The organism is Sulfidibacter corallicola, from assembly GCF_017498545.1.
Classification (GTDB): Bacteria; Acidobacteriota; Holophagae; order Acanthopleuribacterales; family Acanthopleuribacteraceae; genus Sulfidibacter; species Sulfidibacter corallicola.
This window is the reverse complement of sequence record NZ_CP071793.1, coordinates 1887316-1908960: the sequence shown is the minus strand read 5'-3', so window position 1 is coordinate 1908960 and position 21645 is coordinate 1887316. Positions and strand designations below refer to the sequence as shown.

General features: G+C 61.0%; 17 protein-coding genes. 8 read left to right on the top strand and 9 right to left on the bottom strand.

Annotated elements, in window-relative coordinates; genetic code table 11:
• Positions 1 to 57: 57 nt before the first annotated feature.
• Positions 58 to 2241 (bottom strand): type VI secretion system Vgr family protein, encoded by a 2184-nt coding sequence (locus tag J3U87_RS05525; RefSeq protein WP_237382034.1) that lies wholly within the window; start codon positions 2239 to 2241, stop codon positions 58 to 60.
• 681 nt (positions 2242 to 2922) lie between these two features.
• On the opposite strand from J3U87_RS05525, the gene J3U87_RS05520 reads away from it, so the two are divergent.
• Both J3U87_RS05520 and J3U87_RS05515 read left to right on the top strand, forming a co-directional pair.
• Positions 2923 to 3375, top strand: coding sequence for a MarR family winged helix-turn-helix transcriptional regulator (locus J3U87_RS05520; RefSeq protein WP_237382033.1), 453 nt, complete (start codon positions 2923 to 2925; stop codon positions 3373 to 3375).
• A gap of 1403 nt (positions 3376 to 4778) precedes the next feature.
• Positions 4779 to 5315 carry a MarR family winged helix-turn-helix transcriptional regulator gene (locus J3U87_RS05515; RefSeq protein WP_237382032.1) on the top strand — a complete coding sequence of 179 codons (537 nt, stop codon included), beginning with the start codon at positions 4779 to 4781 and terminating at the stop codon, positions 5313 to 5315.
• A 7-nt stretch (positions 5316 to 5322) separates the two neighbouring features.
• Here J3U87_RS05515 and J3U87_RS05510 read toward each other — a convergent pair whose 3' ends face one another.
• The 4 genes from J3U87_RS05510 to J3U87_RS05495 all read right to left on the bottom strand — a co-directional run bounded on the left by J3U87_RS05510 (position 5323) and on the right by J3U87_RS05495 (position 10617).
• On the bottom strand, positions 5323 to 6759 hold the full coding sequence (locus tag J3U87_RS05510; RefSeq protein ID WP_237382031.1) for a (Fe-S)-binding protein: 1437 nt from the start codon (positions 6757 to 6759) through the stop codon (positions 5323 to 5325).
• Positions 6760 to 6850: 91 nt separating this feature from the next.
• Positions 6851 to 8032 (bottom strand): FAD-binding oxidoreductase, encoded by a 1182-nt coding sequence (locus tag J3U87_RS05505; RefSeq protein WP_237382030.1) that lies wholly within the window; start codon positions 8030 to 8032, stop codon positions 6851 to 6853.
• Complete coding sequence (locus J3U87_RS05500; RefSeq protein ID WP_237382029.1) at positions 8029 to 9489, bottom strand: FAD-binding oxidoreductase; 1461 nt, start codon at positions 9487 to 9489, stop codon at positions 8029 to 8031. Before J3U87_RS05500 ends, J3U87_RS05505 begins: the two co-directional genes overlap by 4 nt.
• Before the next feature lie 3 nt (positions 9490 to 9492).
• On the bottom strand, positions 9493 to 10617 hold the full coding sequence (locus J3U87_RS05495) for a pyridoxal-phosphate-dependent aminotransferase family protein (RefSeq protein WP_420038285.1): 1125 nt from the start codon (positions 10615 to 10617) through the stop codon (positions 9493 to 9495).
• A gap of 323 nt (positions 10618 to 10940) precedes the next feature.
• On the opposite strand from J3U87_RS05495, the gene J3U87_RS05490 reads away from it, so the two are divergent.
• The 6 genes from J3U87_RS05490 (at position 10941) to J3U87_RS05465 (ending at position 15595) form a co-directional block, all read left to right on the top strand.
• Positions 10941 to 11435 (top strand): hypothetical protein, encoded by a 495-nt coding sequence (locus J3U87_RS05490; protein WP_237382027.1) that lies wholly within the window; start codon positions 10941 to 10943, stop codon positions 11433 to 11435.
• Between the two features lie 72 nt (positions 11436 to 11507).
• The gene (locus J3U87_RS05485) at positions 11508 to 11864 is read left to right on the top strand and encodes a PilZ domain-containing protein (RefSeq protein ID WP_237382026.1); all 357 of its coding nucleotides are present in this window, start codon (positions 11508 to 11510) and stop codon (positions 11862 to 11864) included.
• A 154-nt stretch (positions 11865 to 12018) separates the two neighbouring features.
• Positions 12019 to 13473, top strand: a complete 1455-nt coding sequence (locus J3U87_RS05480; protein WP_237382025.1) for an FkbM family methyltransferase — start codon at positions 12019 to 12021, stop codon at positions 13471 to 13473.
• Positions 13474 to 13984: 511 nt separating this feature from the next.
• Positions 13985 to 14494, top strand: coding sequence for a phage tail protein (locus J3U87_RS05475; protein ID WP_272932461.1), 510 nt, complete (start codon positions 13985 to 13987; stop codon positions 14492 to 14494).
• Between the two features lie 22 nt (positions 14495 to 14516).
• Positions 14517 to 15041: a phage tail protein gene (locus J3U87_RS05470; RefSeq protein ID WP_237382023.1), complete on the top strand. Its 525-nt coding sequence runs from the start codon at positions 14517 to 14519 to the stop codon at positions 15039 to 15041.
• Between the two features lie 11 nt (positions 15042 to 15052).
• Positions 15053 to 15595, top strand: a complete 543-nt coding sequence (locus tag J3U87_RS05465) for a phage tail protein (RefSeq protein ID WP_237382022.1) — start codon at positions 15053 to 15055, stop codon at positions 15593 to 15595.
• Positions 15596 to 15616: 21 nt separating this feature from the next.
• On the opposite strand, the gene J3U87_RS35210 is transcribed toward J3U87_RS05465, so the two are convergent.
• The 4 genes from J3U87_RS35210 to J3U87_RS05455 all read right to left on the bottom strand — a co-directional run bounded on the left by J3U87_RS35210 (position 15617) and on the right by J3U87_RS05455 (position 21630).
• A complete protein-coding gene (locus tag J3U87_RS35210; RefSeq protein WP_420038255.1) occupies positions 15617 to 15907 on the bottom strand; it encodes a type II toxin-antitoxin system RelE/ParE family toxin in 291 nt (96 codons plus the stop codon).
• Positions 15904 to 16167, bottom strand: a complete 264-nt coding sequence (locus J3U87_RS35205; protein ID WP_420038254.1) for a type II toxin-antitoxin system ParD family antitoxin — start codon at positions 16165 to 16167, stop codon at positions 15904 to 15906. Before J3U87_RS35205 ends, J3U87_RS35210 begins: the two co-directional genes overlap by 4 nt.
• 203 nt (positions 16168 to 16370) lie before the next feature.
• A complete protein-coding gene (locus tag J3U87_RS05460; protein ID WP_237384483.1) occupies positions 16371 to 20219 on the bottom strand; it encodes a proprotein convertase P-domain-containing protein in 3849 nt (1282 codons plus the stop codon).
• Positions 20220 to 20298: 79 nt separating this feature from the next.
• A complete protein-coding gene (locus J3U87_RS05455) occupies positions 20299 to 21630 on the bottom strand; it encodes a DUF1501 domain-containing protein (protein ID WP_237384482.1) in 1332 nt (443 codons plus the stop codon).
• Positions 21631 to 21645 lie beyond the last annotated feature (15 nt).

The following is a 21645-nucleotide window of genomic DNA, read 5'->3' as shown; positions in this document are numbered from 1 at the left end:
AGGTTCCACACCTCATGGTCATCCATGAGATCGAGCTTGGCCCCACTTTGAACGGCATCAGTTGATGGTGACCAGGGCGCCCGCGATTTCGTGTTTGCCGAGCGACGTGCTGGCGATGTTGAGGCCGTTGAGAATGATTTTGTCGGGCATGATGGCGATGAAGTTCTTGCCGACTTTCAGCATGATCGACTTTTCCGCCTCCAAACTAATCTGTTTGGCGTTGCCCACCATCGATCCCGAAGGCGCTTTGAAGGCGATGCTGCCTTTCTTCACGGCCGCCCGGTAATTGCCTTTTTCCACCACGACGGTCCGGCCCTTGCCGGCGGTCAGGTCGGCCTTACCCTTGGCCACCGATACGGTGTGGTCGGGGTTGCCGCCCGAGGACGACCCGATCGATCCGGCCTTCGGTTTGGGCGCGCCCACCACCAGAGAATAGCCCCCGGAAACGTGCAGGGTGTCGTTGCCGCCGATGCCCGTGTCCCGGCCGCCGTCGCTGACGATGCGGGTTTCGCTGTACTTGACCTCGCGCAGCATGTAGCCCTTCTGGACCTGAATCACGTCGTTGCCCTCTTTGACGATGCGCTGGTGATCGCCATGGATCGTCTGGAACTTGCTGCCCTTTTCCACCGTTTCCACGTAGTCCTTTTCCTTCACGGTGACCACTTTCCGGGCGCCCACGGTCTCCGTGCTGTCGTTGAGCACCAGCGTGTTCATGTTGCATTGGGCACGCAGTTCCAACAGCTCGTTGCCGTCGCTGTCATCGAAGAGCAGGTGGTTGTCCTTGATGGTCTTGATGATGTTCTGGAAGCGCTTGCCCGGACCCAGCGGAGGTTTGTTCTGGCTGTTGTAGACCCTGCCGGTCACGACCGGATGGTCCGGATTGCCGTCGACGAAACTGACCAGGACCTCGTGACCCACCCTCGGGATGAACTGGGTCCCGTATTTCGGCCCGGCATAACCCTCCGAGACGCGCACCCACATGGAGGCCTGCTCCGATTTGGGATTCAAGCGGTCCCAATGGAAGTGGATCTTACAGCGACCCAATTCGTCGTGATACACCTTGCGGTTCTGGGGGCCGGTGACCGTCGCGGTCTGCACGCCCGAAATGTGCGGTCGAAGCCCGGTGAGCCGCGGTGGTCGGTAAGGTTCGGAAATGGGCAACGCCTCGAAGGTCACGTGGTAATCGCCTTGTTGCGCCTTGACTTCCAGTTGGGTCACGAACCAGGCGACGTTGAAGGCCTCGTGGAAGTGGTGGGTCATGGTTGTCCGGTCGCCGGCCTCCAGGGATCGGCACAATCCCTTGCCCTTCGCCACCTTGGTGCGGGCGTTCTCGGCGTGTAGCAGCTCTTCGCTCTTCTGCCTGCCGAACGGTTCCTTGCGAAACTCGGCGGTATGCTCGTAGATGTGGTGCTTCTTGTACAAGGGTGCCTTTTTCCCCACTTGAGGAAAGCTCAAATCCACGTCGGCCGTTTCGTAGTTGTAATCCTGAATTTCGAAGTCGCCCACCCCGATCGACCGCGTGTAGCGGAAATCCGTGATGCGCTCCAGATGGCTCCGCCCGATCATGAACGACTTGTCCTCGTTGTACTCCATCTCCTTTTGCGGCCACGAGGCGGTCACCTCCTGCAGGCCGTCGTAGAACACCACCCGATCCTCGACGCGATCGAAGGAGAACCAGATCCCTTCCTCCGCCAGCAGGCGACGCATGAAGTCGTAGTCCGTCTCCCGGTACTGCACGCAGAATTCGCGATCGCGGTACGCTCGCTTCCGGTTACCCTTCAGGAGTTTCCATTCGTGGGCGATCCCGGCCGACTTCAGCACTTCCGTCACGATGTCGACCACGGTCCCCCGGCGTGTGAACACGCGCGAATCGAGGTTGCGGGTCAACAACCAAAGCGACGGCCGCACTTCGATCTCGTAGGTGTACTTTTCCTGACTTCCCGGCTTGCCGCTCACCTTCTTGCCGTACCTGGTGGGGCAAATGCTGAAGTGGGTGATCACGCCACGGTACTTTTTTTCCACGTCCATATTGGCGCCGCAAAGCACGGAGAACTGTGCCGATTTGTGCAGAAAGTCCTCGATCTGAAGGTCTTTTTCGAACGAGGACAACTGGAAACAGTAGCGATCGAGCTGCGACACGGCCTGTTCGAACCGAATCTCCAAAATGTCGAAAAGCGGTTGGCCCTCCGGCGTCAATCGGGTCACCGGCTCTACGGGGCCAAGCCATTTGAGGTCTTTCACGTGCTCACTCCTCGAGTTCGCGGGGCGACACGAATCAGGAGGGTCCCGTGGGAGAGATCCTGGTCACGGTCTCCCGGGTCCCCGGCCCCGAGCGGATGGCACGCGACCCAACCCTTACGATCAGGTTCGCGGCACGATCATCCGGCCTGGGGCTGGATTCCATGTTTCGAGTCACACCAACGGTAAATGGAACTCGCCGATATCATTCTGCAGTGGCTGAAGCCCTTCCCAATTGCCGCGGGCTGGAAGCCGATAAGGCCCACCCATGCCCGCTGTTTTTGAAAATATAGTGATAGAAGGAAATTTACACGGGATACGAAATAATAATCGGAGTTCCTACTGGGCGCGGCAAATAAAGAATGCCCCCCATCGCTAGCCCCGAAAAGGGCAAGGGCGATGCCATCGTGCGATTTGCACGCATCAATCTTAAATCGCTGATTTCATTAACGTTGATACAAGAGCGCTCACAACAGTCTGTCAACATTTCGACACCTGCCCAAATAACGACATTCGACCTGTCCAAATACCGTCAACGCCTTTCCCTCACACCGCTCCGACGACGGCCCGGACATCGGGTGTGGAAGAGGTGCGAATTCCTCTTTGCATTTTGACACCTCAGGTGCTATGTTACACATCAATGACACCTCAGTTGTCATTAATTCACCCAACGAGGATGACACCATGAGCAATCATTCCGACCGCATCTACGAGCTGATCCAAATCATCAACCCCCTGTACCGCGGCGTTTTCCAAGCCGTGGAAGCCAATCTCCAGGGAACCTCCACCACGGTGGCGATGCGCGCCGTCTTGGAAGTTTTGAAGGCCTGCGGACCCAGCGCCACCACCACCATCGCGGAGATCACCGGCATCGCTTCCTGCTTGGATCCCTCCACCGACGCGTTGGTCAAACAGGAACTGGTGACGGTGGCACCCGATCCCAAGCAGCCAGGCGTTCAGGTCCTCACCATCACCGAAGCGGGCGAACGGGAATTTGCACGCATCCACGAGAAGGAGAAAGCGAACCTGGCCAAAATCGGCGAGAACATCAGCGCCGATGATGTGAGTGCCTGCCTGCGCGTCCTACAAACCCTGAATCAGGCGTTCGCCGCCGCACCGGTGAAAAAGGCCTCCTAACCCCTGGCGGTGCCGCACGGCATGCACCGAGAGATGTGCGCGAAACCGTCCGATCCGTTTCGCGGGTTTCGATCCCGATGCCGCGCCCACACCGCAAGGCGTTCGTCCCCCTCTAACGAAGCAGACTCCTCAACCGCCAAAGTGACACACGCGAGATCTCCGCCCCGCCGGCAGGCGGAGGTCCCGCCTTGCTTCGGAATCCACGCGGTTGTGGCGGTGCCCCTCTCGCCATTCGGGTTCCGCGGGGTTTTCGGCTCCGGAATGTCGATCGAGCCGATCGACCTACCTGGCACCACGCCTCTCTCGGCGGCAAGCCCACCGGCTGAACATTTCGAAGCGACCCACACGAGGAGTCCCCGCATGCTTTGAGGGTCGGCGCGGCAGTAGGTTGGCCGGCCCGGCCGACACGTCGAAGCAACACGTGTAACGGAAGCAGGTTACACCAAAGAGCGAAGCCAATCATTTCCCCCACCACCCCAATCGAAAGCCGTGAGGTCCAAAGTTCCCGCATCGTGAGAGGAGCGTAAGGCCTGTAGGTGAGCCGGGCCGCGCAGGCAGCTTGCTCCACCAGTCGAAGCAACCCAAGCAACAGCAATCAATTACACCAAAGAGCGAAGCCGATCATTTCCCTCACCACCCCAATCGAAAGCCGTGAGGTCCAAAGTTCCCGCATCGTGAGAGGAGCGTAAGGCCTGTAGGTTGGGCCGCTGGAGACTGTGTGAAAACGTCGCAAATGGACTCAATCCGGCTTGGTCGCATCGCATAAGTGCCTTAAAACCAATCTAACTAACCTGAAAACAATAAACACGAGCCATGTTTTCACACGCGCTCCGCTGGCCCGACTTGCCGAAGCGATCCACGCTCCGCAAGGATGAGCGGGAAAAGAGCGAAGCAGACAAGTCGGGCCTCCAGATCTCTCAATGGCACAAAATATTGCTGCTCAATCGCTTCGACTGGTGGACCAAGCTACCTGCGCGGCCCGGCTCACCTACAGGCCTTACGTCTCTCTCGAGATACGGAAACTTTGAGATTTGTTACTTCGAAGTGTCGGCCCAGCGGGCCAACCTACAGGCTTTACGTCGCTTGCATGCATGCGGGCTCTCCGAGCCGGCTAACTTCGCGTCGTTTCTTTCCCGAAATCAAACTTAACGCCCGCCTTGTCGGTTCGTGCTCTTGACTATTAATGATGGATCGCTTCGATGGTGTCACCTACCTGATGAGCCGGCCCTTCCTTACCGCTCCTGCCTTACCGGCCCTACACGAAGAATCTCTCGGCTTGCGAGCACGTCGAGTTGCTACAATGCACTTCAGCCTTGTCGATGTTCCTGGAACGACATCCCCAACCGGCCCGCATGTCGATGCGAGGCACCCGCCACATCCCCTGCCAAGAGAAGGATCCGCTCATGAACGCCGAACCCGAACGCATCTACGATCTCATCCGCTACGTGCGCCCGCTCTACCGCAACCTCGCCCGAGCGGTGGAGGACAAGTTACAAGGCACGGGCATTTCGGTGGGAATGCGCGCGGTTCTGGAGATCCTGTACGACCACGGGGATGCCACCGTGCCCCGCGTGGCGCAAATCCTGGGAACCGGCCGCCAGTTCATCCAGCGCATGGTTAACGATTCGATGGCCGCGGATCTGGTGACCCGCCGCCCAAACCCGGCGCACCGCCGTTCCTGGCTGATCTGCCTGACCGACAAGGGACGCCAGGCGTTCGAAGGCATCCGCGCTCGCGAGGGTGAGAAACTCCTGCAAGTGGCGATGCAGATCGATCCCGAAGAATTGGCGACCTGCACCCGCGTCATCGATACCCTGACACGCGCCTTCGCCCCGGACCAGGACACCTCGGAACCGGCCAAGTCGTCAGTACCCGAGGAAGGTGTGGTCCCCACGGGACGGTGTATCGACGATCACCGCGACAAACCACCGAGGTCGTAACGAGCCGTCACGCTCGTTCGGGCAGCAATCGCTCGGTCAGAAGCACGGCCGGGTGCAGCACTCGCAGCGGCAATCCGCGCTTGGCTACGCCGTGTCGCAGTTGGAACAGGCAACCCGGATTGGCCGTGACGAGCACCGTCGCCTCGGGTTGGGTTTCCAGGGTTCGAGTCAGGTCGTCCAACTTGGCTTCGAGGACCGATTCGGCGAGCTCCCGATGCTGCACGTTGTAGATTCCGGCCGCGCCGCAACATTGATTGGCGAGGCTGGGCACCACCAGTTCGACACCGGGTAGCGAGGCCAGCAGTGCGCGGGGCCCGGCGTCGATGCGCTGGGCGTGGACCAGGTGGCAGGGTGCATCATAGATCAGGCGCAAGGGTGCATCGTTCCAGCGATTGGCCGCCACAAAACCTTTGATTCCAGCCAGGAAGTCCAGAATGTCACAAACCATCGCGCCGAACCGATGCCACCGCTCCCCTTCCCGCCACTTCGGATCGGTATCCGCCGGCGCATCGGAAAACAAATGGTGGTACTCCTTCAACTGCGCGCCACAACCGGCGGCATCGACGATGACGGCCGAAAGGGAATCCTCCGCAAAGGCGGCGTAATTCCGTTTTGCCAGGGCGCGTGGGGCCGCCCGGGTCCCGGCGTGAACCTGAAGTGCGCCGCAGCAGGTCTGCCCGGCGGGAATCACCACTTCGCAACCCGCCACACGCAGCAGGTGCAGCACGGCCTCGTGGATGTCGTTGTCCGCCACGTCCATCACACATCCGGTGAACAGGCCCACCCGCCGGACGGGCAGCCGATCGTGCAAGGGCGCGAAGACCTTGTCGGCGTGCCGCTTCTTGAACGAGCGCCCGGAAAAGTTCGGCAACAGGCGATGGGCGTGAACGAGGCGCTTCGGAAGCAGGTGGCTCAAGGGCGAACGGGCGATCAGCGCGGCGAGACCCAACTTGCGGTAGAGTCGCATCAACCGGCTGAACCAGATCAGGCGGTTCGTATGGGCGGGCAGCAAATCCAGGGGCAGATCGCGAAAGAGGCGCGTTCCGAGGCCCGGCTTTCGATGGCGCGCCAAGACCCCGCGCGTTTTTTCCAGCAATTGTCCGTAGGGCACTCCGGACGGACACGCGGTCTCGCAGGCGCGACAGTCGAGACAACGCGAAAGTGGTGCGGTCACGGCATCATCGGCGGAAAGATCGCCTTCCCACAATCCGCGCATCAGGTAGAGCCGGCCGCGCGGACTGTCCTGTTCCGCCCCGAGGGTGCGATAGGTGGGACAGGCATCCAGGCAAAGCCCGCAGTGAACGCATTGCAGCACATCTTCGAAGGGAACACCGGCGTAGAGATCGCTGCCCGAAAAGGCGGCACCGGTCTCCCGCTCAGGGGTTTCGCGCGTGCTTTCGTGAACCGGTTCGGCCGGTTTGATATCTTCGGGATTGCTGCTCATGGGAAAGTCGCTACCTTCGCCTGGTGGTTTCGTCCGACGCCGCATTCGCGTGATGCCCTATACCTGCGGCATCGGCATTTGGTGGGGAATCTCAATCAAAAAAGGACGATACCAGAATCCCGGCCGGATCCAACTGACGTTTGAGCCGTTTCATCAGGATTCGCTCCGGCGGCAGCGGATCGACGCGCCCCCATCGTTCACGCAGTGCGGTGGGTACCTTCTCGAAAACCAGACTTCCCCGCTCTTCGGAAAACCGGTCGCGAAGCTGAGAGACCTGGCGCTCCGCCGCGGAATCCGACGGCGCCAGCAGGTGAAAATCGCCCCCGATCGGATGAACGACCAGGATGTCTCCGGGCGTCGCCAGACCATCCAGGTCGACAGACTCCAAAAAGGTGCGCGTCGGGAAGAGCCCGTGGACGTGGAGGCCAAGCCGGGACAGTGGGATATGCGGTGAAAGGAAACCGCACAGTCGGTGCTCCGGCGCGAACACATCGAACGGCGCCTCTTCCCGGCCGTCGGCGAACAGCGTCAAGGGTTGCCCGAACATCGAGCGGAGTTCGGTGACCAGACGTTCCCGGCGTGCGGCATTGCCGGAGATGCCGATGCCCACCAACCAACCGCCGTCGCGCCACACGGCCTGCAGCCAATCCAGCGGTAAGCGCGCCGCGTGGGCCGCGGCGACGCCCGCTCGCCAGGAGCTGTCCGGGGCGGACAGAAAGAGCCCGTGGGGCTGCACCGGGGCCGGCATCACCTTGAAGTTCAAGCCGGTCATCAAGCACAGACCGCCGCGATTGCCCAACATCATGCGGCCCAGATCGTAACCGGTCACGTTCTTGACGACCTTGCCGCCGACCCGAACGCATTCGCCGGTCGGGGTCAGATACTCCATGCCGATCAGGGAATCGCGCAAACCGCCGCGCATCAAGCGCTCCGGACCGAATCGATTGGCCGCGGCAACCGCGCCCACCGAATCGCCGGCGAACCAGCAGCCGACCGGCAGGCGCATGCCCTGCTCGGCCAACAACCGATGAAGTTCCGCCATCGGCAGGCCACTGTCCACGCCGACGACCATGTCGGCAGGATGAAAGAACCGTTGGTTGCGCCACTGTCGTACCGACAAAACGTCGCGGCGAAGCTCGCCAGGCTCGGGAATCCGATCGACGACGGCGAGGGGTTGGCCCGTGCGGGTGCGATCGGCCAGCAACGCGGCGGCCTCGTCCGGGTTACCGGGCTGAAAGACGGTGAATGCGCCGGGAGAGGAAGACGGACTCATACCCGAATACCGCTCTTGGCGCGCAACTGTGCGGCGGCATCGCCGGGCCGGCCCTTGAGTTCGCCGCATCGGCCCGGCTGCGGAAAGATCTTGCCCGGATTCAACAGTTCCCGAGGGTTGAAGACCGCGCGTACCTGTTTCATATGGTTCAGAGACACTTCATCGAAGGCGCCGTCCATCAGGTGCGACTTCTCCAGACCGATCCCGTGCTCCCCGGACAGCGAACCCCCTTCGGCCAAACAGGTTTCCAGGATTTCGCGGCCCGCCTGGTGCGTCGCCTCGATCTCAGCCGGGTCGCGTGAATTGTACAGAATCAGCGGGTGCAGGTTGCCGTCGCCGGCGTGAAACACGTTGGCGATGGTCAGGCCGTGGGCGGCGCCAATCGCCAGAATCCGCTCGAGCACGCGCGGCAGGGCGCTGCGCGGGATGACTCCGTCCTGGGTGTAGAAACTGGGTGAAATGCTGCCCAAGGCGCCGAAGGCTTCTTTGCGGGCCCGCCAAATCAGGGCCCGTTCGGCCTCGTCGGCCGCCTGCCGCACGTCGACGGCGCCGTTGGCGCGCAATATCGTTTCGATCTGTTCCGCTTCCGCGTCCAGCCCTTCGCGAAGATCTTCCAATTCGACGATGAGGACCGCCTCGGCGTCGGTGGGGAATCCGGCACCAATCGTCTGCTCGATCGCTTGGATCACGATGCGGTCGATCATCTCCAACGCCGCGGGCACGATCCCGGCGCGAATGATGGCCGAAACCGATTCACAGGCCTCGCGCACCGAACCGAATACGGCCAACATCGTGTGGACCCGCTCCGGCAAGGGCGTCAGGCGGCAAATGATCTTGGTGACGATGCCCAGGGTGCCTTCGCTGCCGATGAACAGGGAAAGCAGGTCGGGGCCTGGCGTCGTCCAGGCGGGTCCACCCAGCTCGACCACCTCCCCGTCGGGAAGCACCACTTCCAGGCCGACCACGTGGTTGACGGTCACGCCGTATTTGAGGGTGTGCGGCCCCCCGGAATTCTCGCCGACGTTGCCGCCCACCGAACAGGCTTTCTGGGAGCTGGGATCTGGCACGAAGTACAGGCCGTGCGGTTGCGCCGCATGGCTGACGTGGAGGTTGACCACTCCGGGCTCGACCTCGATGGTGCGATTGACCGGATCGATGGGGCCGATCGCGCGGAAACGCACCATCTCGATCAGGACACTGCCCTCGCGCGGTACGGCGCCGCCCGAGAGGCCGGTGCCCGCGCCGCGCGGCAGGAAGGAGATCCCCTGTTCGCTCAAGATCCGCACCGCCGCAACCAGTTGGTCGCGATCGGCGGGGTACAGCACCGCTTGGGGCTCGGCCGGATGTAAGGTGAGGCCGTCGCAGCGGTAGCTGTAGCAGGTGATCGGGTCGTCCTTGACGTAATCGGAGCCCAACACCCGGATCAACTTCTTGCGAACGCGGGGATCGAGTGCCATGGGTTACACCGCCGCCGCGGCTTCCAAGGCCTTGCCGCGTTGAATGGATGCCTTCTGCCCGCTGAGAATCGATTCCAGCGCGGCCAGAAAGGTGACCACGTTTTCCCGGCGACTGGCGTGGCCCATCAAGCCGACGCGCCAAACCTTACCCTTCAACGCGCCCAAGCCACCGCCGATCTCGATATTGTAATCCTGGAGCAGGGCGCGGCGCACGGCGCCATCGTCGACACCGTCGGGAATGACGATGGTGTTGAGCTGGGGCAGGCGTAGTTGCGGTTCGACCAACATGCGGAGGCCCATGGCCTCGATGCCGGCCACCAAGGCTTCGTGATTGCGGCGATGGCGCGCATAAACCGCCTCGAGCCCCTCTTCCAGGACCACGAGCAGCGCCTCGCGCAGGCCGTAGAGCATGTTGATCGGGGCCGTGTGGTGGTAGGCCCGCTCGCCGCCCCAGTAGTTGAGCAGCATGGTGAGATCCAGATACCAGGAGACCACTTTCGTTTTGCGATCCTTGAGGGCCTGAACCGCGCGCGGGGAGAAACTGACCGGCGCCAATCCGGGCGGGCAGCTCAAACATTTCTGGGTACCCGAGTAGGCCAGGTCCACGCCCCACGCGTCCAGGTTCACCGGCATACCGCCCAGCGAGGTCACACAGTCGGCCAGCAGCAAGGCATCCACGCGATGGGCCAACGCGGCGATTTCGGGCAGGGCCTGGCAGACACCGGTCGAGGTTTCGGCGTGCACGACCCCCACCAATTTGGTCGGCTTTCCGCCGATCGCTTCCTCGATCATACCCAGGTCGAAGGCTTCTCCGAAGGGAACCACCACTTCCACCAACTCGGCGCCGAGTCGTTGGGCGATGTCGGCCATGCGGGCGCCGAACACGCCGTTGCGGCAGATGACGACGCGATCGCCGGGCTCGACGACATTGACCATGCAGGCCTCCATGCCCGCCGAACCGGTGCCGGACACGGGAAAGGTGATGTCGTTCTTCGTCTGGAAGAGGCTTTGTAACAGGGTTTTGATTTCGTCCATGATGCGGATGAAGGCGGGATCCAGGTGGCCGATGGTCGGGGCGGCCATCGCCTGCAGGACACGTGGGTGGATATCGCTGGGGCCGGGGCCCATCAGGGTGCGAACCGGGGGATTCAACTGCGAAAAATCGTTGCGGGGAAACTGATTCACGAAGCTCTCCTTGAATGGATCATGAGATCACGAGGGGATGATCGAAGCTGCGGGTTGGCCCCGATTCTACACGAGGCCGGGCGGGATTTGAACGCGGCTTCATCGTTCTCCTGCGAAAAACCTCCCCGGTTTTGCCTTCCTGCGGCATGCTTGCATCGCGGCCTGTTTTCGATGCGTTCGCGGCAGTTTCCCAGGCACCCGATTTTTTTTCCAACCCCTTGCGTCTGGCGCTATAATTGGGTCCCAAATCCTGGAGGTGAGCACGCATGGCGGAACAAGAACGCCCCTTGATGGATCGTATCTGGGAATTCACCAAAGATATCTCCGTCAAGGTTTCCCGCAAGGCCGAAAAACACTGGAAAATCAATACCTTGCGCGTTGAAATCGCTTCAATCCGACACCGTATCAACGTCAAGTACAAAGAATTGGGTCGGTACGTGTACGAGTCGGTCAAATCGGGAGCGCTCGAGGAGGACGCCTACAAGGCCACCCTTCAAGAGTTTTTCGACGACCTGGCCAAATTGGAAAACGAGATCGTCAATCGCGAGAACCGAATCGAAATCCTCGAGCAGGAAATGCGAGAAGAGGCCGAGGAGGAAGGCGACCTGGACCTGACACCCACGGATCCGACGCCCAAATCCGACGACACCACCGAAGAGGCGCCCGCGGCCGAAGCGGCCGTTCCGAACGAACCAGAGGGTGAAGATTCTCCCGAAACTGCCGAAAAAAAGGCAGACACGAGTACTGAAGACGCGAAATAAGAAAAGCGGCGCGGCGACCTGCCGGCAGGTTTGACCGCGCGCTTCATCGAATGGCGACAGGTGGTGCAGCTCATGTTTCAAAACCAACGGGTTTCCCAGCGGATTCCCTGTGACGGCGACGGCTTTCTCATTTTTCCCGAGGAGCGGCCCGGCATGCAGGTCGTGAACCTCAGCCGCGGCGGCGCCTGCCTGATGGTCGACCTCGAAATCTGGGCGGCGTTGGAGGACATGAGCCAGGTCGCCGGCGGCATGCGGGTTTCCGGCAGGGACTTCCGCTTCACGGGCCGCATCTGTTGGAGCTTGATCGAAGACATGAAGGTCCGTTTCGGCCTCGAGTTCCTGGAGTGGGACAAGGAGATCCTGGAGCATGTCATCGAGGATCTGAGCGTGGTCTCCGAGGAACCGCCCGACAACACCTTCAACCTCTGATTGCCGCAAAGGGTCACCCCGCCGCGCGTCCCGCCACGGGGCTCTCCGGTATCGGTGAGGTATCACTCCAGGCGACAAGGTGTTCGACTCCGCGTCCTCGGCCTGAACGTTCGACTCGATCTCGAATTCGCACCATCCACCCAGGAGCAGGGCCATGCCCCACCCGTCCATGATCGTCGCCCATCATATCGGCGGACGCAAAGGCAGCGGCGGTTTCGTGCCGCCGGAACCGTTTCACCGAGACGTGCACCCGGTCTACTACGATGCGGACACCGACTGCCTGGCGGAGATGAAGTCAGCGACGGGCGATGGCGGCACCGCGCTCTCCCGGTGCATCGATGCCCGCACCGGTTCGAAACCGTTTCACCTGTGCTACGACCCAAACCTGAGTTCCCTGCTCGAGATTTCGGAGACGTGCCGCGATTTCGCGATGTACCACTACGATTTCGAAAAAGGGCCGATGGATTACCAGCTCGGCGACACCGGCCGCATCATGGAAACCCGCACCCTGGAAGCCACGAGCCTGGACGCGCTCTGCTACGGAGGCGGCCCCTGCCCGCCCCCACCCGATTACCTGTCCCTGGATACCCAGGGCAGTGAGTTCGACATCCTGACAGGCGCCGAAAAGGCCTTGAGCGAATCGATCCTGGCCATCGCCTTGGAAGTGGAGTTCCAGCCGCTGTACCAGGATCAGAAGTGTTTCGGCGACATCTTCAACTATTTGATTCAGCGCGGGTTCCGATTCATCGATTTCACTTCGCTGCAGCGGATGTCGCCATCGCGCGAAGCGATCGGTCTTCGGACGCAGAACATGCTCACCTACGGGGAGGCGTTGTTCCTCCGCGCACCGGAAAGCCTGCCCAATCCCGAGGAGCGCACGCCCACAGACACCCGCCTGTGGAAGTTGGCCCTGATCGCGTTGTGTGGCGGTCAGTTCGAATACGCATTGACCTGCCTGCGCCGCCTGGCGGGGTGCGGGGCATTCGAGCACGCGGGCCCGGAACTTCGCGAGCGCGCCTACTTTCCGTTTCTGCGAGACCTCGCAGCCCTGGCGGAAACCCACCCGAAGCGGCTGCCGCCACTGTTCACCGAGGTCTATTCCCACGCGGAAAGCACCGCCCGCTTCGACCCGAATCGGGCCACCTCTTCCGAGCGGGCGGCGATCTTCCGATTGGTCGAAAAGCTGAGACGCGAGGTTGGCGAAGGCGGCGGCCGGCGCCTGTGCCTGCTGCCGTTTGGGCACTATGCGCGCCAGTTGAAGGCCCTGAACGCAGATCACGCGGAAGAATCGACCGTACCGGTGGCCTGTTTCGACAACCAATACGCACGCCATCGCGAGGCGGGCCACGATGTCCATGCGCCCGAGTCGCTCACCCCCGAGGATTTCGTGCTCATCCTGAGCAACAGCTACGGACCGGAACTGGCGCGTCAGGTGGGCCGCATCCGAGGCGACCGCCCGCGACGAACGCTGACCTACCAGGAAATCCTCGAGGGACGACAGAGTTTCGGTGTCGCGCAGCAGGACACCGAGGTGGAGGCCCACCTCAAACGCCACCATTTCTTCGACCTCGCCGAGCGCTTGCAAAGCCTGCGCGAGCGCATGAGTTAGCGGAAGGCGCGCCCAAAAAGTTGTCCACGGATCACACAGATTGACACGAATGTAAAAATCACCCTCGGATCCCGCATTCCCAATTTTTGAAGGACCGGCCGCACTGCGCGAATCATTCGTGGAAATGCCTTGATTCGTGTAATTCAAGGGATTCGTGGACAAAATTGTCCGGTTACACGGAACCGGACAAGTGTTTCTTCCTTGTTCAGGGAGACTTGGTCTTCTCAGCCACTCGGTGGTGTAAATCTGCAACCGAAAGTGTCGGCCGTAAATTGGTTTACAGATAGCATTACGAAGAAAAATAGCGCATTCATCAAAAAATAACTGTTATGTTTTTCGGATTATTCAAAATTATGATATGTTTTCAACACAAGATCCAAAAAAAATAACATCGCCTAAGTGCTGCTCGAAGTAGATTCAAGCATTGGGTTTTTTGTGCAAAGTGTTGGATTGATCGCGACCATCGAACTCTGTTGGCTTGGGCGGTGTCGAGCTGAAAGGAGGACATACCATGGGAGAGCCCTATTTGGGAGAAATTCGGTGTTTCGGATTTGATTTCCCACCCAAGAATTGGGCCCAATGTGCCGGGCAAGTGCTTCCCATTTCCCAGAATCAGGCCTTGTTCGCTTTGATTGGGACCATATTTGGGGGAGATGGTAATGTGACGTTCGGGATGCCCAATTTGCGGGGACGCACCCCAATTGGCATGGATGGCAGTCTCTTTCAAATCGGCGCTGAGGGTGGGGAGACCCTGGTTCACTTGACGGAGGACCAGATTCCTGCCCACACCCACACCTTCGGAGCATTCAAAACCGAGGCGACCCAGTTCGCCATCGCCAGGGATCGATACCTGGCCGCCGGACCCAAACCAGCCTACGTCAATGCCGCGACCAACCTGGTCAAGCTCGCAGACAAGTCAGTGAGCGACGCGGGTAGTGGATCGGGCCACGAAAATGTGCAGCCCACCCTGGTGATGAACTACTGCATTGCCTTGGCCGGCGCTTTCCCACCAAAACCTTGAATGAGCGAGGAAGGAGGCATTCGTGAGTGAATCGTTTTTGGGAGAGGTTCGTATTTTCGGCGGCGATTACGCGCCGGTAGGCTGGGCGTTTTGTGATGGCAAATTGCTTTCGATTAGCGAGCACACCACACTCTTCTCTTTGTTGGGCACAACATTCGGCGGCGATGGTAGAACCACTTTTGGCCTACCCGACTTACGCGGGCGCATTCCCGTGGGTAACCACAGTCTGGATCCTCGCATCCCGAGAGACGTTGGCTCGCGGGCCGGTCGTGAAACGGTGAAACTGACGATTTTGGACCTTCCGAAACACCACCACTCGATGCAGGGTTCCTCGGATCCGGCCACGGCGACGAGCCCGGAAAACGCCCTTGTGGCAACCGTGGAAGGGGTGTTCTACGAACCCGAAACGGAGGGAAACAGGTTACAGGCGTTCCCTGAAGGAACAATTAGCTTCGCAGGGGAAGGCCAGGCCCACGAAAATCGAATGGCGACCATCGCCGTCAACTACATCATCTCGCTGACGGGGCATTACCCGGAGCGAAATTAGGGAGGAACCGGATGTCGGAACCGTACGTTGGTGAAATACGCACCTTTCCATACACCTATGCTCCGGATGGCTGGCTGGATTGCGATGGTGCGACGCGGAATATCCAAGAATTTCCCGCACTTTTTGCGGTGATCGGGGCGCGTTACGGCGGGGATGGGCAAACGACGTTCGCGGTACCGGACATCAAAGGCAGAGCGGCGATGGGCTTTGGTGAGGGGCCCGATTTGACGCCCGCTAGCCTGGGTGATCAGGTGGGCGCCAACCTCGTTGTCCTCGAAGATGCGCATCTCCCAACTCACAGACACGAGGCCTTCGCGGAGCAAGATTTAGCAGATAACGCATCTCCGCAAGATGGCTTCATTTCCATTTTTCAGGATTCCGGAGGGGTCGGTGTCCAGATTTACGGAGAGCTCTCCGATCCCCTGAGTTCTGTCCAAATGAACGACGCAATGCTGACCGAGACCGGCGGCGGCGAAGCACACCTGAACATGCAACCCTACCAAGTCCTTCGCTACTGCATTGCCCACACGGGTGTGTTTCCACCGCGCCCGTAACAAGCGTCTCTCAACGTTCACTTAGTCGACCATGCTGTCGATATCCATTCGCTGGTGCAATACGCGAATGATTTCCAATCGATCTTCCACAACTCGATAAACGATGTAGTGAGACCCTTCAGGGTACCCTCTGTGGTTTGGACTGAATACGGGGAGAGGCTTGCCAAGAAACGGGTTTTCCACCAGCCAACGACAACGCTCGTAAAGGGATCCAACATACCGCTTTCTCTGATCGGCACTCCAACGATGATCGGTAAACCGGGAAATCGCCCGTAAATCCCGAGCCGCAGGTGCTGTAAATTTGAGCTTCAAGGTACGGACTTTGGCTCGACAGCGTCGATCTCGGCATAGAGATCTTCAAGAGTTAGATCCACGAAATCCCCGCGATCGGCAGCCTCCGTCCCTACTCGAACCAGTTCCCGAACAACTCGCGCTCGATCTGATTGTTCTTCCAGGAGTCTTAGGCCGGCGCGGACGACCTCGCTCGGTGATCGAAAAGCCCCAGAGCGAATCAGAGAAGCAATGAAGTCATCGAAGTATTCACCGAGAACCAATCTAGTATGGTGTGACATGGCAAGCCTCCAACATAAGGGTGCCCAGAGCTGATTGCATTCTCCGCTCGATATGTTCAGCAAATCCGAGTAGGCGAAGTTTGTTTTTCAAGCATACATCGTCCGATTCGAAATCGCCAATCGCAGACGCTTCTCACCAAACGCCATAAGCCCTCGAGAGACTACCCTGAACCATTGAGGGGATGCTTCGCGAAGCCTCTCCCCTACCGGGACCATACCGCCCTGGGCGTCTGATCCGAACCGACTGCAGAAGCCTTGTCGCGCACCTCGGCGCCCTCGGCCCGCAACGCGTTGATGCCGCTGACCATGTCCGATCCGGCGTTGCCGAATAGTTGGAAGGCGACGACCGGCACGGAGGACCGCACCTCGATCCAGCGCGCGTCGGTCCAAGTCGATCCATCAAAGTCCTCGCTGTCGAGCAGTTGAACCGATTTTCCCTTGGGCATCAGGAATTCGTAGAATTGGCCTGTCAGAAGACCCTGCTCGCTGTAGAGAAGCAGGACGACGGAAGTCGGCTGATCGGACAGGTTGAGGAAACCCAGGCCCGTCCAGCGATAGGCGCCGTCCACCGCGTGCGGCAGGTAGGGCAAGGCCTGGAGATAGGCGCCCCCGGAGACACCTTCCAATCCGGCCATGTCGCCCTGCTGATCGGCGGTTCCGAACAAGGTGTACCCGGCGATCGGCCGATCGGCGAGGAACTCCATCCACACGCCCGCCGAAATATCCGTCCCGGGGAAATACTGGTCCACCAGTTTGGAGATTTTGGTGCGCGGCTCCAAAACGAATGACTGTTCGGCCAACATCACGACCGGTTGGTAATCGAAGCTTTCGGGGTAGATACGGGCCGTGACCGACACCGGCTCCTCGAAAGGGTTCAATAGGACCACGCCCGCCCACCAGGTCGCCTTGTCCGCGGGAAGATGGGGCATGATCAGGTGCTCGTTCAGGCGGTCGTCGAGCGTCAGTCCCGCCGCGTAGTTGGATTCGGGTCCCAGCCCGAACAGCTCCACCCCGGCCAAGGCCCCACCATCGTGGAGCGGATCTGCCAACCGTCCCCAACCGGCGCCGGCGGCAATGGGCGGACTGAAGAAATCGTTCTGGAAATCCAACGCCATGGCTTGCCCCGGCTCGCCAAGTTCGATGGGGATCGGGTAATCGTTGAAGCCGGCGAAGTAGGGCGCACTGGGTCCCTCACCGACGTTGACCAGTGTGCCGCGCGTCCAAAACGCGGGATCCTCGGCAATGTGGGGCACGATCAGGGTCTCCGTTCCCTGGGCCGGTGCGTTCATGGCCACGGACTGCCGCTGTTGCGCATCTTCGCTGTTGCCGTAGGCCAACACCTCGCGCTCGGCCGCCACCTGGACGTAGGCAGGTCGGTTGCCGGGGAACAGTTCTTCAACCCGCCCGCTCAGGCTTCCTTTGCCGGCCAGGTTGTAAAACAGCCTGTCCAAGAGCGTACCGCTCGCATCGTAGCCGCTCAGGGAGAGATTCGTGTGCGTCTCGCCGGGATTGATGACCTGGAGGGTCGTCAACCAACCATCCTCCGCCGGTGGAAGCACCAGGTGCCGGTAATGGTTGGGTTCGAAATCGCGGTCCACATCGCAGATCGTGCCGTAATCCATGTGAATCGACCAACGGTCCAGGTAGCCGGTATCGCCCGGCGCCAGATCCTTCACGATCAGCGTCCAGTCCCCGTTCAGAGTTGAAGCCCACACGGTACCGAAATGGACGAAGTCGGGGAAAAACCCTTCCAATCGATCGCCTTCATCCGTGCCGTCCCCCGGCCGATCCACCAGCATCGCCACTTCGCCATCCGGGGTGCGCAGACTGACTTGAAGATCGCCGACATAGCTGTGGGGAATGTCCAGGTAGACGCGAAAAGTTCCATTGAACCTCGCCGCCGGTGCGTCCTCGATGTGAATCGTGCTGGACACACCCGTCTCGTCGTTGTCGGGAATCACCAAGCCGGGCTGGATCCCCACGGGTTCGAACAACGGTTGACCCAGAACGACCGGCAACGACAGCTCGATCGGCTCGGCCGGCACCCCGTCGATCGAAGCTCGCACCCGAATCGGCACCAGAATCCCGGCACCGCAATTCACGGCACTGTCGACGGTCAGGCGCAGGGGTTGCCGGCTGTTGCTCGCCTGCCGTCCTGGATCCAAATCGTTTAGAGTCACGGAGTCACTGGCGGCGACGACTCCCTCGACAGCCCCGATTTCGACGGAAATTTCGCTCAGGGCCGCCTCCCCCTCGTTGGCGATGGTGACGATCAGGCCCACCGTCTCGCCGGGATCGGGCCTGCGATTGGCACCGGCCCGCTGAAAGGCGTGCGCTTGCAACGCCAACACAGGCACGTCGGTACGCAAGATCTGATGGTGGAGGAATTGTTGTCGCAGCACCTCGTCGTGGGGGCCCTCCGGAAAGAGCGCCCGCGCGGCCGCCACCAAGCCACGCGCCATTTGGGGCATGGTCACCCCGTAACCGACGCCGAACAGGCTTTCGAGGACGATCGCATCGAGGTCGTGCAGGCTGGCACCGGCGGCTTCCAACTCCAGACCGGCCAGGTAGAGGGCACTGCCCCACAGCTCGGCTCCGCTATAGCCCGCTTCGTCGCGTGTCACACCGTAAAGCCGTTCTGGAAGGTAACGGGCTTCGGTCCAATCCAATCGGCGGCCTTCCCAACAGGCATAGGCCCCGCCGTAGGCATCCCAATGGAACACGCGTTCCGGGGAAAAATCCCGACCCGATGGCCCGGCAAGGCTGCGCGAAACGGCCCAGAAATCCCCGAATCCGGCGGCGATGGCGACGCTGTCGCCACCGCCCCATTCGGGTGCCACATCGTGTAGCAGGGCCAGGAAGTAGTGGTGCAGCAACACGTCCGCATCTTCGGCGTCGTCGACACAGCCGTTCCCGAACGCGAGACGGCGATTGATCGGATCGAAATACGAGATGTCAGCGCCGTTGAAGGCGTGGACATCGACCGCGATCGGTCGATTCCAAATGGCTCGGGCGCCCGTGAACCCCAAGCTCTGCACGTAGCGCTGGTTGCGATCGATATGAAAGTAGGCCATCACCTCGTTGAAGGCGCTGTCGCCGCGGCGGGCCGACCATTGCCCGTCCTCACGCGTCGAGGGCGGAATGGTGGGCACATCGAAATCGGTCAACTGAACGAAAGGTCCCGAAAGGCCGATGCCGCCGGCCGCCTGCTGCAAGTCCGGCAAGGCCACCTCGCGATAGGCCGGCTCGAAGTCGCCGGCATTCGAATCGTCGTACAAATCGTGACGCCCCAATGCCGTACGTGGATCGGGATCGAAGACCAATCCCTTGCCGACAACCGTTTTTCCGTTGGATGAGGCATCGAGTGCCTCACGGAGCGTGGCTGTCGCCTTGGCCGGCATCGACCGCCGCGCCGTCGCGGTATTCTGGTCCAGATGGCGGTGCGAAGCGAGAAGGCTCTCGTCGGCCAGAATGCGGCCATGCTCACCCACCAGCAACTCGCGGACGTCGCCACCTACCTGAACCAGCAGGCGGCGAACGGGTGCCACGCGGTCTTCACTTTGCCAATAAACCGTTTGATTCGAATGGACCGCAACCTCCACACCGCTTCCGTAGGTCCGTTTCAAATGATCAATCGCGTCCTGCGTGGCCCGTTTCTCGGCACGGCGGTGACCGGCCAATCCGGCCGTAGTTCCGAGGTCATGGCAATGATCGAAAAAGGCCACCGGCGAACCACCGGTCCCGCCCAGAACGACCAGGACGCCAGCCCGATGAAGCGGTACGCCGTCGAACGTCTGTTGGAACCGGTAGCGGGTTCCGGTCAAACTGGATCGGACCTCCACCAGGGTCAGCGATCCGGCGGCGAGCGCCTTGGCGGCCGGCCCGCCCCGTTTGGCGATCGCGGCCCTTGCCCACACGACGCCTTCGGAAATGGACGATCCTCCGGGTTCGGCAAGGCCAATCGGGCCACCACCGGCCCACGCCGGAATCGGGCCCAAGAACAGGAACACGCCCATTCCCGCGGTAATCGCGTTCCAAAATTTCGTTCGCACGCTCAATGCTCGCTCCTTCCATGACATGAAAAGCAATCAATCGGGTCCGTTACAGGGTCTCGCCTGCAAACCGCACCCATCAGGCAAACAGTTCCTCGATCGGTTCCGGGAAGCCGGCCCAGGCCTCGCGGGCCACGTACAGATAGCGCCGACCGGAGGGCGTATCGTCGATCGAGCCGCGGTAGTCGATGCCCATCGCACTGTAGATCGTGGCGGCCACGTCACTGAAGCTGACGGGGCGACCCGCCTGCCAACCGGGATCGACGATCTCGGAGCCGAGTGCATTGGTCTCCCCGATCACCCGCCCACCCCGAACGCCGCCACCGGCGATCAGGGCCGCAAACGCATCGCTGAAATGGTCGCGTCCTTCCAGGGAGTTCAGCGCGCCCGGCGTGCGCCCGAATTCACCGATGGCCACGATGACGGTTTCGTCCAACATCGTTTTTCCGACGGACTTGCCCGGAGTCGCCGCCAAGTCGTGAATCAGGGCAGCGAGGGCCTGATCGAAGCGAGGAAGAAGCAGCGACAGATTGTTGTAGACCCCGAAATGGTGATCCCAATCCGAATACCCGACGTGAATGAAGCGAGCCCCCGCCTCCGAGGCCAGAAGTTGATAGGCCAGGGCCAACGAAAAGGCGATGTTCGAGCCGTAGCTATCGCCGCCGTAGCGTTCCAAGGTTGCCGAGTCGATGGTGAAGGTGTCCACGACCCGCTCGTCGCTCATCAGCTTGGCGCCGGATTCCCAAAGGTGGTTCAGGCCGACGGGATCGTCGCTGCGCCGTTTGAGGGGATCCATCTCGAACAGTGCCGTCAGGCGGCGGTCGAAGATTTGGTCCCCGTGGGGATGGGCCAACGAATCCAAGCTGAGTTGCTTTGAGACGAAATAGGAGCCGTGCTCCCGGGCCAACATGCCGGTCCCGCGCGATCGGTGGTTGATCGAGAAGAAGGTCGGCAGCACGTCGTCCGCGGTCCGTGAACCGGCGAACTCGTGGGAGACCAGCGAGCCCATGGGCGGAATCTCGGCGCGCAACAGCGAGGCGGGATTGAAGGGATTGGCCGTCTCGATCAGGTACTGGGCCCGTTGGTGATTGCGCTCGCCGGCATACATCGAGCGAATCAGGCTGAAGCGATCGCTCAATTGGGCCAAACGGGGCATGATCCCGTCCGGCCAGGCCGCGCCGTTGGGCAGGGTCGTGCCGCCGAAGGTGTCGGGTGTCCAGGTACCGGGCTTGAAGTCGAAGGTGTCCACATGACTGGGGCCGCCGAGCATGTTGATGAAAATACAGTTCCGCGCGGTCTCGTGCAGCGGGGTGTCGCGCCGTTTCCGTACGCCGGCCAATACGGGAAAGGCAGGCGCCGACAGGCCCACACCGAGGGCGGCACAGAGTTTCAGAAAGGTACGTCGTTCCATCGTCACATGAGCCCC

What these genes read in the sequence shown, in the direction of transcription:
- J3U87_RS05515 (WP_237382032.1), top strand. Translation starts at nt 4,779, where the DNA reads ATGAACGCCGAACCCGAACGCATCTACGATCTCATCCGCTACGTGCGC.
- J3U87_RS05500 (WP_237382029.1), bottom strand. Translation starts at nt 9,489, where the DNA reads ATGGCACTCGATCCCCGCGTTCGCAAGAAGTTGATCCGGGTGTTGGGC.
- J3U87_RS05475 (WP_272932461.1), top strand. Translation starts at nt 13,985, where the DNA reads ATGGGAGAGCCCTATTTGGGAGAAATTCGGTGTTTCGGATTTGATTTC.
- J3U87_RS05490 (WP_237382027.1), top strand. Translation starts at nt 10,941, where the DNA reads ATGGCGGAACAAGAACGCCCCTTGATGGATCGTATCTGGGAATTCACC.
- J3U87_RS05510 (WP_237382031.1), bottom strand. Translation starts at nt 6,759, where the DNA reads ATGAGCAGCAATCCCGAAGATATCAAACCGGCCGAACCGGTTCACGAA.
- J3U87_RS05495 (WP_420038285.1), bottom strand. Translation starts at nt 10,617, where the DNA reads ATGGGCCCCGGCCCCAGCGATATCCACCCACGTGTCCTGCAGGCGATG.
- J3U87_RS05455 (WP_237384482.1), bottom strand. Translation starts at nt 21,630, where the DNA reads ATGGAACGACGTACCTTTCTGAAACTCTGTGCCGCCCTCGGTGTGGGC.
- J3U87_RS05465 (WP_237382022.1), top strand. Translation starts at nt 15,053, where the DNA reads ATGTCGGAACCGTACGTTGGTGAAATACGCACCTTTCCATACACCTAT.
- J3U87_RS05480 (WP_237382025.1), top strand. Translation starts at nt 12,019, where the DNA reads ATGCCCCACCCGTCCATGATCGTCGCCCATCATATCGGCGGACGCAAA.
- J3U87_RS05485 (WP_237382026.1), top strand. Translation starts at nt 11,508, where the DNA reads ATGTTTCAAAACCAACGGGTTTCCCAGCGGATTCCCTGTGACGGCGAC.
- J3U87_RS05505 (WP_237382030.1), bottom strand. Translation starts at nt 8,032, where the DNA reads ATGAGTCCGTCTTCCTCTCCCGGCGCATTCACCGTCTTTCAGCCCGGT.
- J3U87_RS35205 (WP_420038254.1), bottom strand. Translation starts at nt 16,167, where the DNA reads ATGTCACACCATACTAGATTGGTTCTCGGTGAATACTTCGATGACTTC.
- J3U87_RS05520 (WP_237382033.1), top strand. Translation starts at nt 2,923, where the DNA reads ATGAGCAATCATTCCGACCGCATCTACGAGCTGATCCAAATCATCAAC.